The organism is Candidimonas humi (assembly GCF_019166065.1).
In the GTDB taxonomy this organism is placed as follows: Bacteria; Pseudomonadota; Gammaproteobacteria; order Burkholderiales; family Burkholderiaceae_B; genus Candidimonas; species Candidimonas humi.
In genome coordinates this window covers 104,447-118,054 of sequence record NZ_JAHTBN010000001.1, presented here as the reverse complement: position 1 = coordinate 118,054, position 13,608 = coordinate 104,447, and the positions used below count along the sequence as shown (strand labels likewise).

Here is a 13,608-nt window from a genome sequence, read left to right as displayed (position 1 = left end):
CAAGAGCCTGTTCCCCGCACACCCGAGGCCTCGGCGGCACATACGCCACACTCATAACAAGCACCGATGCAGGCAAAGGATCCCAAGCCAGCCCGTACATCGCCACCCATTCCGGCCACACCGGGCAAGGCCACTCTGGCCGATGTGGCCAGGGTGGCCGGCGTATCTACAATTACCGCATCGCGGGCGCTCGGCAACCCCACGATTGTCGCCGAGCGGACCCGGCTCAAGGTCCAGCAGGCCGTCAGCCAGACCGGCTATGTGCCCAACCTGCTTGCAGGCGGCCTGAAATCATCGCGCAGCCGGGTCATCGCCTGCCTGGTCCCCACCATTTCTTCAGGCTCATCCTTCATGCTGGCCGTGCAATCGCTGACGGAGACCCTGGCGGCGGCGGGCTATCAAGTCATGCTGGGCCAGCGCGGCTACCAACAGGACACCGAGAATGCGCTTATCGATGCCGTCGTGAGCCGCCGCGTCGATGGCATCGTGCTGATGGGCGCCATCCGCTCCGCCCCGATGCGCAGGCGGCTGCAGGCCATCGGCATACCGGTAGTAGAAGCCTGGGACAAGACGCGCACGCCCGTGGACATGCTGGTCGGTTTTTCCCACGAAGCCGCGGGGGCGGCAATGGCGAACTACGTTCACCGCAAGGGCTATCGGCAAGCGGCGATGATCGTCGCCTCGGAACCGCGCAGCGCCCTGCGGGCCCGCGGCTTTGCCAAGGCTGCTGCCCGGCATGGGCACACCGGGATACCCGCGGCGCAAATCGATGCACCCACGCGCCTGCGCCACGGACGCGCAGGCACGGCCGAATTGCTGGCGCTGCACCCGAAACTCGACGTCATCTTCTGCGCATCGGACTTGGTAGCGCTGGGCGCCATCACCGAGCTCAAGCAGCGCGGCCTGCGCGTACCCGAAGACGTCGCGGTACTCGGCTTCGGCGACCTGGACTTCGCGGTGGACATCGACCCTGCACTGACGACAGTGCAAATCGACAGCGTGGAAATCGGCCGCCGATCGGCCGACATGCTGATGGAAAAGCTCGCCGGCAAGCCGGTGGCCGAGCCTGTCGTAGACCTGGGTTTTTCCATCATCGAACGCGACAGTGGCTGAGCGGGCAGGCTTCCACGCTGCCAGCCAAGCTGCGCCCGGCAGCCCTTGCCCGCCCCGCCTTCCTCTGTGCGAGGGCAGCCCTCCACAAGCCGCCTAACTCTCTCGCGCCCTAAGCGCCTCGAGAATGCACCTTCCGATGAACAAATCCTGAAGAGCGATCCCCGAACTGTCGAAGACCGTGATTTCTGACGCACTGTTTCGCCCGGCAGCGGCCCCCATGAGTATCGAGCCGATCGCAGTCACGGACTGCACGGCCGCCGACGCGGCATCGGAAATATGCTGGAACTCCCCGATGCGCAGGGACTGTTCGGGAAGATCGCAAAACAAGCGGCTGCGCAGCAGCAGGGAGACCGGCAATTCCTGCTTGCCTTTGGAATCGGCGCCCATGGCGGACACATGAGTGCCTGGGCGCACCCATCCGGCATCGAACAAGGGAATCTGTGAAGCCGTCGCAGTTACTATGATGTCCGCAACTTCGCAAGCGTGCTGCGTCGGTACAACGCTGGCGTTCATGCCGTCGCGTCGCAGGCGCTCTGCGAAAGCCTGCCCCCTGGATTCATCCCGGTTCACGACAAGCACCTGTGTGATGGGACGGATACGCGCGATCGCCGCACACTCGTAGCCAGCCTGATTTCCTGCGCCGAATATTGCCAGGGTATGGGCATCGGGGCGGGCCAGAACATCGGTAGCCACGGCATTGGCGGCGCTGGTTCGATAGGCATTCGCCACACCGGCTTCAATGACCGCCTCGATCTTGCCCACTTCCTGATCGAGAATGACGATGATCGAATTGTGGCTTGGCATCGAACGCAGTTTATTCGCAGGCCAATTAAAGCCCATTTTTACGCCTGCCAACGCCGACGTAACGCCCGCCTTCAGGGAAAACCGGTTGGCCCTGTCGGATCCGTGGGCGATGACGGCAGGAAAAACACGGCTGCCGGGATCGACGGCCGCAATGAATGCCTGGCGCACGGCCTCGTAGGCCAATGCGTGGTCGACAATGGAGGCGGACTCGGATTCGGAGACGAATTTCATCCGATTTACCTCACGTATTCCCGGCAATCTGCATGCCCAGGAGGCGAGCGAACCGAGCCTGTAAAACAGGCCAGACATCAGGGTTCACCAGTCGGGGCGGAGTTTCGCCGCGCAAGAACGCCAAAATCTGATCAGCCGCCATGGCCGCGACATTTCTGCGCCCTTCGTGCGAGACACCGGCAGTATGAAAGCCGGCGACCACATTGTCCAAGGCGAGCAACGGATGATCGAGCGCGGGCGGCTCGGACTCCCAAACATCCAGTCCCGCCCCTGCCAGATGGCCATCGGCCAACGCTGCACGAAGCGCCAGCTCGTCATGTATGCCCCCTCGCGCCGTGCTGATGAAAATCGCGCCTTTTTTCATTTTCGCGTAGGCCTCGGCGTCCATCAGGCTACGGGTACTGGAATCCAAGGGGCAATGCAAGGATACGATGTCGGATTGCCCCAACAAGGCGGGCAGATCGGCGCTTTCAGCGCCGCGCGCACTGATTTCCTCGGAGGAAAGCAGCGGATCATAGGCCAGCACACGCATCCGGAAAGCCCGCGCGAGTCCGGCCACGGCGCGCCCCGTGTGCCCGATTCCCACCAGGCCCAATGTCTTCCCGGTAATTTCGTGCCCCATGAGATCTTCTCTTGTGTATCCGCGCCTGGATCGCAGCTTGCGATCGGATTCGGCTATGCGGCGCGAAACCGCGAGCATCATCCCGATGGCATATTCGGCCACAGATGCGGCGTTTCCCCCAACCTGATTCACCACGGCGATGCCGGCACGCGTACATGCGTCTACATCCACGGTGTCATGCCCCGCTCCACCCGATGACACGCACAGCAGGTTCGGGCACTGCGCGAGCAATTCCTTGTTGGCCCGCCACGGCAAGGGCAGCTCATTGACCGCCGGCGAAATCTGATAGACATGCGCAGCAGCCAGCCGCCGCATGGCGGCATCGGAAGTGTCTCGGGACAATACTTCAAGCGAGATACCGGATGCCTGACTCAGAGTACGATCGAATATCGGATCGACCCAATGATCGAAACGGACGACAAGCTTTTCTACCGCCATGGTCGTATCCCCCCGCTTATCGTTTCACTACGTGCGTAATCGCCCGGACGACGCGATCCAGGTTTCCATCGTTGAGCGCGGCAACGCAAATGCGGCCGGTGTCCAAGACATAGATACCGAAATCGTCGCGCAACGTCTTGGCATGTTCGGCAGACAGCCCCGAATAGGAAAACATGCCGTTCTGGGCCTTGATGAACTGAAAAGACCCGCCCAAATCGTTGCGATCCAGTGCATCGGCAAGCTGCTCGCGCATGCGCCGGATGCGCGTACGCATATGACCGAGCTCCGATTCCCACAACGAACGCAGCGATGGAGTGCGAAGAACAGTCTCTACGATGGCGGCGCCATGTGTGGGAGGATTGGAATAATTCGTTCGCACCAGCCGTTTGGCCAGCCCCTCTACCCTCGAAACGACAGCCGGATCGCCACACACGATGGTCGCCGCACCGATACGTTCCCCATACAGGGAAAACGACTTGGAAAACGAGCTCGCAATAAGGAAATCCCTGTGAGCCTGCGCAAAAAGGCGTACCGCCAGCGCGTCTTCGGCCAAGCCGCGGCCGAACCCCTGATACGCGATATCGATGAAGGGGAAAAGATCGTTTTCACCCGTCAAATCCACTAGCATGCGCCACTGATCGGGGCTCAGATCACTACCCGTGGGATTATGGCAGCAAGCATGCAAAACGACTATGGAACCTGCGGGCAGCGTTCGCAAGAAGGCGCACATGGAATCGAATCGCACGCCATGAGACTGCGGATCGTGATAAGGGTAGGACACGACTTTGAACCCGGCGGCTTCGAACAAGGCGCGATGATTCTCCCAACTCGGGTCGCTCACGGCCACGACCGCGTCGGGCAGGACTTTTTTCAATAAATCGGCTCCGATCTTCAGGCCGCCCGTCCCTCCTACGCTCTGGAGCGTAGCGGCACGCTGGTCGGTGATGACTTCACTGTCTTCGCCGAACAACAAATCTTGAACACTTCGACGGAATCCGGGAGTGCCTTCGATGGGCCGATAGTTCTTCGGTTTGCCTTGTGCGAACCACTCCTGCTCGGCGCTGCGCACCGAGTCCAATATCGGAATGCTGCCATTCTCGTCGGTATACACGCCGACGACGAGATTGAGTTTTTCGGGGCGCGAGTCGTGGTTGTATGCCTCGAACAGCGCCATGATGGGGTCCAGCGGCGTGCCAGGGATGTGCAGAAACGGTGATTGCATTGCAAGTCCTTTGTAAACAATCTATCGAGCGCTGCCTGTGCCGGGCGCGGCAATAAGCGCAGCCAATCGTTCGAGATCCACGTTCCCCCCGCTGATGATGATGCCTACGCGCTTGCCGCGCACATCGATCGAACCGTTGAACAAGGCAGCCAAGGGCATGGCACCCGTCGGCTCCACGACCAGCTTCATGCGCTGGACATAAAACTTCATGGCCTCAACGATGTCTTCGTCCGAGACGGTCGCGATATCGGCGACATGCTGCTTGATGATCTCGAAATTCAAAGCCCCGAGATGCGTCGCCAATGCGCCTTCGGGCAAGCCCTGAGGCGGCGGGATACGTATCACACGGCCAGCCCTCAGCGACTGAAGCCCATCGTCGCCCGTTGTCGGCTCCACCCCGATAACCTGCGCTTTCGGCGCCATGCCATGCACGGCAACAGCCGTTCCCGAAAGCAGCCCGCCACCGCCCAGGCTGGCCACGACCAGATCCAGGCCAGGCACATCCTGCATCAATTCCTGAGCCGCCGTTCCTTGCCCCGCCACGATATGGGGGTCGTCATACGGCGGTACCATGGTCAAGCCTCGTTCGCGCGCAACGGCAGCCCCCAGGGCATCCCGGTCAGTGTCGAAGCGATTGTAGAAAATCACTTCCGCACCATACCCGCGGGTCGCCTCCACTTTCGACTTGGCCGAGTCGTGCGGCATCAAGATGACCGCCGGCGCACCCAGCAGGCGCGCGCTCAGCGCAGTGGCCTGCGCATGGTTTCCCGACGAATATGTCACAACACCTGCGCGGCGTTGAGCGTCCGTGAGTTGCGAAATGGCGTTATACGCGCCACGAAACTTGAAGGCCCCCATGCGTTGGAGATTTTCCGGTTTGAAAAAAATTTCTGCACCGAGGCGTGCATTGGCCGTACGCGACTGCAAGACGGGCGTACGATGCGCAACGCCGGCCAAACGGGATGCCGCAGCGCCGACATCAGCGAGAGTGGGTATAAGCATGGTGATGAAAGCAATTCAAATGTTGGACAGCAGGCCGCCATCGACGCGGATCTGGCTACCGGTGACATACGACGCCCCTGCACTGGCAAGAAACGCGATGGCATTCGCGTATTCGCCGGGCTCTCCATAACGCGCCATCGGTATGCTGGCCAAACTTTCCGCAGTGACATTCTCCACGGATACACCCTGGCGCGTGGCCTTGGATTCGTCCAGGAACTTGACTCGGGCAGTTGCTATCCGCCCCGGAATGGCGATATTGACGGTCACGCCGTCGGCAGCCACCTCCCTGGCCAGAGTCTTGGCCCAACCAACCAGGGCCAATCGCAGCGAGTTCGAAACAGCCAAATTCGGAATCGGGGCCACTACGCCCGAGGACGCGCTGGTAATAATCCGGCCCCACTTGCGTTCGCGCATTCCCGGCAGTACGAGGCTGGTCAACGCCATGACGGATGCAACCATCGACTGGAACTGCCCCGCAAGTGTAGCGGCATCGAACTGGTATGCCGGAGAAGGAGCGGGGCCTCCTGTATTGTTGAACAAAATATCGATGGAGCCGATTTCCCGTTCGATTGCGTCGAGATGCCCGCGTTGGCTGCCTATGTCAGCGAGATCCCATTCGCGCGCCAATACCTTCACACCCAGGCCGGCCAGCTTTTCCCGGGTGGCTTGGAGCGCATCGGCATTGACGTCGGCCGCGGCAATATTCACGCCCTCTCGCGCGAGCGCCAGACAAACCGCGGAGCCGAGCCCACCGCCCGCGCCAAGTACGAGCGCAGTGCGCCCATGAATTCCATAGTCCATGATTTTCCTTGTGTGCTCAGGCTCGAACAGAATCCAAGGCCTGCACGGGATAAGAAGATATGATTTGCTGTTCGCCGCTGTCGCGCAGCTTGCGATCCAGCCGCGCCAGCAGGCGACCGAGTTCGGCATGATCGTCGCCGTTAAGCCGCGGCCCCGGTGAGCGCACGCGAGCGGAATCGATCAGGCCGCGACGGCGGAAGATTTCCTTGCGTATTACCAAGCCGATACCGGGCTGCTGCTCGTGCCGGATAAGGGGTAAGAACAAGTCATACAGATCTTCCCCCTCTTCGGGCTTCCCACTGGAAAAGCGTTCGCACACCTCGACGAGCATCTCCGGGAATGCCACGCCGGTATTCGCGCCATCGACGCCGCGATGCAGCTCCTGCGGCAGATGAATGCCGCTATTGCCCACCAAAATGCTGACACGCTCGCGACGGCCGGCCTGTTCCTGGGCGCGCAGACGCGTGACTTTGCGCAGCGCCGAACCCTCCTCGTGCTTGATCACCTTGATACTGTCGAATTCCTTGACCAGGCGCTCCATGGTGTCCACTGATAGATATACACCGGTGTTCTGCGGATAGTCCTGAAGAACCAGGGGCACGCCAGTTCCGATAGTGCCGACCAACTCACCGAAAAAGTTGCAGACCTGCTCCTCCGTCGCGAGGCCTCGGGCGGGCGCGACCATGACAGCCGACGCGCCAGCTTCCATGACTTTGGATACGAATCGGTGGAAATTCTCGAATCCTGTGTGGTTGGTGCCGACGACGATATCGCCCCGCCCTCCGATGCGGCGCAGAGCATGTCGCGTCAGTTCCAGCGATTCCTCTTCCGACAGCTTGTTCGCTTCGCCCAGCACGCCCAGGAGCGTGACGCCGGGGGCCCCGCACTCCAGATAGAAATCGAGCAGCCGGTCCACGCTTGCGTAGTCGATGGCGCCGCTATCTGCAAAGGGAGTTACGGCGATGGGATAGACGCCTCGGGCGTTGCGTGTCAGTAGGCTCATGGATTCCTCGTTGTAATCGTTGCAAATAGTACTATGAATTTTATATAGACATATTATATCTATCAAGATAAAAATTTATATTTTGGCGAATTAACACGAATTTCCAATAATATTCCTTATAGACATACTATTTCTATATTGATAAGATACTACTTCATTCGAGTAGCTATAAGGCGTCGCAGATCGTCGCGATTGATTCCCCCCCCACAAAGGAGATATGGCATGCACCCTTTTCTGAAACGTTTGGCTTCGGCCACCTTGCTGAGCATGGTCGCACTGGCGGCTGGCCCTGCATCCGCGGCGGACTATCCGGCCCGGCCGGTCACCATCATCGTTCCATTCCCACCCGGCTCGATTTCTGATCTTTCGATACGGCTGATCGCAGCGAAAATGACTCAGGACCTGGGACAAACCGTCGTGGTCGAAAACAAAGGGGGAGCCGGAGGTATTGTCGGCACAACCATCGCTGCGCATGCCAAACCCGACGGGTACACATTGTTGCTGGGCACGAATTCGACCAACGCCATCAACCCGAGCCTATACAAGACCTTGCCCTACAACGCGCAAAAGGATTTCAAACCCATCACGATGACAGGCGTAATTCCCGCAATAATCGTCGCGCGCAAAACACTGCCGGCCAACAATGCCAAGGAACTGATAGCACTGGCCAAGAGCAAGCCGGGGATGCTGCGCATAGCCGTGGGAAGCACGACCTCGCGCGTGGCGAGCGAAGCGCTGCAAATCGACGCAGGCATCAAGATGATCACGGTACCGTATCGCGGCGAACCGCCCGGATTGACGGACTTGCTCGGAGGACAGGTGGACCTGATGTCGCTTAACCTGCCTACCGCCTTGCCGCAATTGAAACAAGGCAACATCAAGCCCATCGGTTTCGTCGGCGCCAATCGGATCAGCTTGCTGCCGGACGTCCCGCGTATCGGCGAGACAGTGAAGTCCTACACGATCCCGACCGGCTGGAACGCAATTTTCGCCCCCGCCGGAACGTCCGATGCCATAGTAAAAAAGCTCAACGAAGTCATCGTCGCAGCGCTGAAAGACCCCGATGTCAAAACGAAACTCGAGGCCACTGGCGGCTATATCGTAACGCCGACCACTCCGCAAGAATTGGGCAAGTGGGTCGAACAGGACACAAAGACTTGGGCCCACCTGATCAAGGAAACCGGCATTCCACTGCTTTGAGCCGGGCAGGCGAGCGGGGCTTCGGCCATGATGCCGGGGCTCTTTCCGAAGCCGCTTCTTTTATAATGTCGAGGCCATCGCCCATGACCTGCCCATGACCGAATCACCATCCAAACATAAGCGGCGCCTACACGAAGACGTATTCGAGCAGATCGCCGTCCAGATTCTGGACCGAACCCTGCCGCCCGGCACGGCGCTGCCCAAAGACGCTGAATTGTGCACCAGGTTCGGAGTCAGCCGCACCGTCATCAGGGAAGCCATCCAGGTCCTGGCTGCGGTGGGTTTGGTCGACGTCCGGCACGGCGCGGGCACATACGTCAACGAGACGGACCGATGGGACCTGCTTGATCAGCGCCTGCTTTACATGATGGGCAGCACTGGTACCGTCGGCTTCCTCATCGACGACCTGCTCGACATCCGCAGGATGTTCGAAGTCGAAGCCGCGGCCCTGGCGGCAAAGCGGGCAACTCCCGAAGACATTCAGGCACTCGAGACGCTGGTGAGCCGCATGCGCGACCCGTCGACCACGTCCAGCGAATATCTGGACCTGAATCTCGAATTCCATGCCGGCCTGGTACAGGCGTCGCACAATCGGATACTGCAAGGACTGCGCGAGCAACTGCGCGGCGTGCTCGCTGTGATGATGAATGCGCGGCAAAGCCAGGCCAATGCGGAAATGCAGATTGTGTCTACCGCAATGCATCAAATGATCCTGGACAGCATCCGCGAACGCCGCCCAGACCGCGCACAAGCCGTAATGCTCGCCCACGTGCAAGGCGCCGAGCGCTCACTGCAGACGCGAAGCTCGGGACATCATGACACCTGAAAACACGCCATTTACCCAAAGGGCGCAATATCGCATCCCTACGCGGACGCCCGGGAAACGGGCTTTCGGAACAATTGGCTAATGATCTCCGGGCTCGAAGCCAGCGAGCCGATAAGCACCTCGAGGGTGCGAAGTGTCGCCGGCAAAGCCGCGCCGCACCAATTCCGTGATGTACATCTCGTCCCACTCGATGTTCGCGAGATTGACTTCGGTGCCCAGCTCCTTGACCAGCCACGCGCAAATCTTGTGCTTGTAATCCCGGGTAATGCCGGGAATCACAACGACCGGAAGCTCATAGATGAGTTTATCAACGGGAAAACGCCTGCCCAGCTCAGCGATGAGTGCACCACGTACCTCATTGCCCGCAAAAAGCTCGGAGGCTTCGAGAAAGACCCAGTCGGAACCCGCATCCAGGCACACTTCGACATCATGGATCAAGGTGTCGTCATCCAGTGCCCCTTCCTTGCGCCCTACTTCTCCGAAGACCTTCAACCCTTTTTTCTTCGCCAGGCCGATCGCGTCGCTTTTCTCCCGGGAGGAAAGTTTAAGCAAGTTGTCGGAGACCTCGATGCCCGTGAAGCCTGTAGCAATCACGTCTTCGACGAATTGTTCGTAGCGGCCCATTTTCAATGCCAGCTCTGCAAACAGGCCGCCAGGCGATGTGGAAATCCCATGCTTTGCATAGTTTGCAAGCTTTTCCGAAAGCAGATCGGAGGGCATGAATCGAGCAATGCCAGCTGCGATCTTGGCAAAGTCTATATATTCTCCGGCGGACGCCACCGTGTCGGATTGCCGATGTATTCCCATACCCCAGTCGATCATCATCGACAAGCCTCTGGTGCGGGGCTTGTTCTGGCGCTCGGGAATAGGAAAGCCTTGAAACCCTGTAGTGATCATACTGACTTTCTCCTTGGTTGCCGGCCGGCTCAATGGCCTATGGGCAGATTTCTTTCGCGCGCCAGCGCTTCCCAACGTTTTAGGTCGCGCACGACAAACTGGGTGGTCTGCGCCGGACCGAGGCGCTCGGGAACCATGCCTATCCGATTAAAGCCCGCTATAACTTCCGGCGTTTTCAGAATGTCATTAATGGCGTCATTGATCTTCAGTATCCGATCGGCAGGAGTACCCGCAGGCGCCGCAACAGTAAACCATTGAGTGGCCTCGAAACCAGGCAGCGTTTCAGCCAGGGCCGGCGTGTCGGGCAGATTCGAAGAGCGTTTGGCCGTGGTGACGGCATAAGCACGCAACTTGCCGTCAAGAATGTGGGGCAGCACTGCAGTAATGCCGAGGAACCCCAACTGCACCTGGCCCCCTATTACATCGGTCACCGCTTGTGAGCCACCTTTGTACGGGATATGGTTCATTTGTGTACCGGTCATTTTTTCGAACAATTCGCCGGCCAGATGTTGAGCGGTGCCGGTGCCGGATGACGCAAAACTGAACTTGCCCGGCTGAGACTTGAGTATTGCGATCAGATCGGGAAGCGTCGCGGGCATCGGCTTGGCCGTGGTGCCGAACAGCACAGCGGGGCCTTTGCCCAACATCGCCACGCCGACCAGCTCTTTGCCGAACTCCGGTGCGGGCGTGGCACTGAGGACGGGACCCGGCACAGTGGCTATGGTGTAGCCGTCCGCCGCAGATCTGGCAAGCTGATTAAGCGCAATGACGCCCGAAGCGCCGGGCTTATTCTCAATCACGACCGTTTGATGCAGCGCCTTCTCCAGTTGCCGCGCGACCAGCCGTGTTGCCAAATCGGCGCTTCCGCCAGGCGGCCAGCCAACCACCCACGTAATGGGCTTGACGGGGTAGTCATTGCTCGACGAGGCGGCGACACAGTCTGGAGCGACAAGGACAAGAGCGGTCACAGCCAACACGACGCATTGGATAGAGTGCCGCAGACGCGACTTGAAATCACGCATATTTTTCTCGCATTGTGGGTTTGAAGAAATGATCCATCGGCGCGGCGTATTCATACGGGATCTCTTGCCCCCGGTTTGGTATTGGGGAAGGCTTCCACGCTCTCATTGAATGCCTGGACCATGCGCAACATGGGGCCAAGCACCCACGTGTTGTAGACCAGTACATCTGTTTCTTCCTTGGGGTCGCGGGTCAGATTGAACAAATAGGGAGACTCCAGCTTGCCCTTGCCTTCATTGACCTCCGGCTCCCAATAAAAATGCAGCTTCCAATCCCGCCACTTGAGCGCCCGCATTTCCTTCTTGATGTAGAAGACAAAACCTTCGCGCGCTGACTTGCTTGCGTTATCGAAGAGAAAGGAGCTCTGGTCGACTCCGTCTATGGGCCGGTCCGCCGGCAGCTGAGCGCCACCGACATGCGCCAATGTCGAGAAAATGTCCGTCACATGCACGATCTCATTACTGACTCGCCCGGGAGTAATGCGTCCCGGCCAGCGGGCGATAAACGGCACGCGCAGGCTTCCCTCCATGGCCGTGTGGTAGGTTCCGCGCCATGGGCCCGCCGTCCCACGGTAAGGAGCCCGGAATTCCGGGCCGTTGTCGCTGCAGAATATAAACAAGGTGTTTTCCGCGATGCCGAGACGGTCGATTTCGTCGAGCACCTGACCCACGCGATGATCCATTTCGGCCATCGAATCGGCGAAATCGCCGCTGCCGGTGCGCCCGTCGAAATCCGGGTGCGGCAGCGTAGGGAAATGCAGATGGACGAGCGGCAGATAAAGAAAGAACGGGCGTTTGGAGCCCGCATGGCGGCTCATGAACTCACAGCTCTTGCGCACCAGTTCTTCATCGATATGACGGCGCGACTGCAAGTCATACAGCTTGACCTGCTCGCTAGGCTGGCCGGCAGACCCTCGCATGATATAGGGCAGTTGTGCTGCGCTCGGGTCAAAACCCACGCTAGACGTGAACTGGCTTTCATCGGTAGTTCTTGGGATGCCGTACCATTCGTCAAACCCGCGGTCGGAAGGATAGCGCCCCGGAATGTCCCCCAGATGCCATTTGCCGTAATGAGCGCAGGCATATCCTCGGGCCGACAACAGTTGGGGCAATGTTTTTTCCCAACGGGTCAAGCCTTGGGGCAAGCCAGGCGGCACGGACTGCAGGCTGCCCGTGCGTATCGGATGGCGCCCGGTCATCAATGCCGAACGCGTGGGAACGCAATCGCTCTCAACATTGAAGTTTTGCAGCAGCAGCCCTTCGCGCGCCAGATTGTCGATACGCGGCGTCGGAGCCCCGCGCAAGGCGCCGCCGCCATAACACCCGAGCTCGCCCCAGCCCAGGTTATCGGCAACGACGAGTACGATATTTACGGGTGACATGACTGCATCCTGCTATTGAAAGGAGCAGTCAGATTAATGTCGAAATCCCCCCTTAGACATTCCAATTAGCATTCAATTTCATGCCATTTCGGAATATTTAGGGTAATCAAGGACGAGACGAGGGGCGATGCATCAGCAGCAAATCTCTCATGTCACTCATCAAGGGAGACCAAGTCGCCTGTGGGCGCGACAGCAATACTTGAGTGCGCTGAATCCGTATCTGGGGAATCGTCAGCGGGACAATAACGCCTATCCAGGATCGCAGCATGGCGCTGGGGACCATCGCGAGTAAATCTGTTTGCGCGATCGTACCCATTACTGCTTCGGAAACATACTCTGTTTCCAGCACTACCTTCAGCGACGAAACACCGTGGTACTCGAACACTTGGTGCAAAAACCGGGCGCCCGCGCTCTGCGCCGAAGGCATGACCCAGCCATATGGCGTCAGATCCTGCAGCGTCGCCGTAGGCAGCTTCGCTAGAGGGTGATTATTCCGGGCCACGATATGCACATCTTCGCTGCTCAAGGCCGTCTGCGCACAACTCCAGGTCTGTTCCGGATAAGACGGCACAACGGCAAGATCCAGGAGGCCGTCTTCCACCGCGGAATTCAATTCATCTGACTTGCCGATACGCAATTGCAATCTCATTCCAGGGCGCCGGCGTATCAATTCGGACATCGACTGCACCAGGATGCTGTCGCTTGCCGGACTCGTAACACCGACACGCAGCAGGCCAGAATGGCGAGAGCGCAATTCCGACGCCATGCGCACCAACTCGAAATGCCGGGACTCGAAGCGCTTTGCCGACTCCAAAAACAGTTGTCCTTCCGTAGTCAAGCGGGCGCCACGCATTCCACGTTCAATAAGCGGCAAGCCCACGGCATCTTCCAAGCGACGCAGCGCTTTGGAAACAGACGGCTGTGTAATGCCGATATTCTCCGCCGCGCGGGTAATGCTGCCGCTACGGGCGATTTCAATGAACGCCTCAATATCGTTGTGCGAAAATTCCATGCGAATTTAGAATAATTTAGATGCCTAACTGGAATA

General features: G+C 59.1%; 13 protein-coding genes. 3 read left to right on the top strand and 10 right to left on the bottom strand.

Features of this window, described 5'->3' with window-relative positions:
• Positions 1–66: 66 nt before the first annotated feature.
• Positions 67–1,113: a LacI family DNA-binding transcriptional regulator gene (locus KVP10_RS00520; RefSeq protein WP_217962507.1), complete on the top strand. Its 1,047-nt coding sequence runs from the start codon at positions 67–69 to the stop codon at positions 1,111–1,113.
• A 93-nt stretch (positions 1,114–1,206) separates the two neighbouring features.
• Here KVP10_RS00520 and KVP10_RS00515 read toward each other — a convergent pair whose 3' ends face one another.
• From KVP10_RS00515 to KVP10_RS00490, 6 genes are read right to left on the bottom strand one after another with little or no spacing between them, the layout of a single operon-like run.
• Complete coding sequence (locus KVP10_RS00515; RefSeq protein ID WP_217962506.1) at positions 1,207–2,148, bottom strand: ornithine cyclodeaminase family protein; 942 nt, start codon at positions 2,146–2,148, stop codon at positions 1,207–1,209.
• 10 nt (positions 2,149–2,158) lie between these two features.
• Complete coding sequence (locus KVP10_RS00510; RefSeq protein WP_217962505.1) at positions 2,159–3,208, bottom strand: hydroxyacid dehydrogenase; 1,050 nt, start codon at positions 3,206–3,208, stop codon at positions 2,159–2,161.
• Positions 3,209–3,224: 16 nt separating this feature from the next.
• Positions 3,225–4,430, bottom strand: a complete 1,206-nt coding sequence (locus KVP10_RS00505) for an amino acid aminotransferase (RefSeq protein WP_217962504.1) — start codon at positions 4,428–4,430, stop codon at positions 3,225–3,227.
• Positions 4,431–4,451: 21 nt separating this feature from the next.
• A complete protein-coding gene (locus KVP10_RS00500) occupies positions 4,452–5,432 on the bottom strand; it encodes a threo-3-hydroxy-L-aspartate ammonia-lyase (protein ID WP_217962503.1) in 981 nt (326 codons plus the stop codon).
• Positions 5,433–5,447: 15 nt separating this feature from the next.
• Positions 5,448–6,233, bottom strand: a complete 786-nt coding sequence (locus KVP10_RS00495) for an SDR family oxidoreductase (RefSeq protein ID WP_217962502.1) — start codon at positions 6,231–6,233, stop codon at positions 5,448–5,450.
• 16 nt (positions 6,234–6,249) lie between these two features.
• Complete coding sequence (locus KVP10_RS00490) at positions 6,250–7,236, bottom strand: dihydrodipicolinate synthase family protein (protein ID WP_217962501.1); 987 nt, start codon at positions 7,234–7,236, stop codon at positions 6,250–6,252.
• A gap of 222 nt (positions 7,237–7,458) precedes the next feature.
• Between KVP10_RS00490 and KVP10_RS00485 the strand changes: the two genes are divergently transcribed.
• Both KVP10_RS00485 and KVP10_RS00480 read left to right on the top strand, forming a co-directional pair.
• Positions 7,459–8,436 (top strand): Bug family tripartite tricarboxylate transporter substrate binding protein, encoded by a 978-nt coding sequence (locus KVP10_RS00485; RefSeq protein WP_217962500.1) that lies wholly within the window; start codon positions 7,459–7,461, stop codon positions 8,434–8,436.
• Positions 8,437–8,530: 94 nt separating this feature from the next.
• Positions 8,531–9,262: a FadR/GntR family transcriptional regulator gene (locus KVP10_RS00480; RefSeq protein WP_217962497.1), complete on the top strand. Its 732-nt coding sequence runs from the start codon at positions 8,531–8,533 to the stop codon at positions 9,260–9,262.
• Between the two features lie 78 nt (positions 9,263–9,340).
• On the opposite strand, the gene KVP10_RS00475 is transcribed toward KVP10_RS00480, so the two are convergent.
• The 4 genes from KVP10_RS00475 to KVP10_RS00460 all read right to left on the bottom strand — a co-directional run bounded on the left by KVP10_RS00475 (position 9,341) and on the right by KVP10_RS00460 (position 13,572).
• Positions 9,341–10,159, bottom strand: a complete 819-nt coding sequence (locus tag KVP10_RS00475) for a phosphosulfolactate synthase (protein ID WP_217962495.1) — start codon at positions 10,157–10,159, stop codon at positions 9,341–9,343.
• Between the two features lie 29 nt (positions 10,160–10,188).
• Positions 10,189–11,235, bottom strand: a complete 1,047-nt coding sequence (locus KVP10_RS00470; RefSeq protein WP_217962493.1) for a Bug family tripartite tricarboxylate transporter substrate binding protein — start codon at positions 11,233–11,235, stop codon at positions 10,189–10,191.
• Positions 11,232–12,560 carry an arylsulfatase gene (locus tag KVP10_RS00465; protein ID WP_217962492.1) on the bottom strand — a complete coding sequence of 443 codons (1,329 nt, stop codon included), beginning with the start codon at positions 12,558–12,560 and terminating at the stop codon, positions 11,232–11,234. Before KVP10_RS00465 ends, KVP10_RS00470 begins: the two co-directional genes overlap by 4 nt.
• Before the next feature lie 106 nt (positions 12,561–12,666).
• On the bottom strand, positions 12,667–13,572 hold the full coding sequence (locus tag KVP10_RS00460) for a LysR family transcriptional regulator (protein ID WP_217962487.1): 906 nt from the start codon (positions 13,570–13,572) through the stop codon (positions 12,667–12,669).
• Between the last annotated feature and the right edge of the window lie 36 nt (positions 13,573–13,608).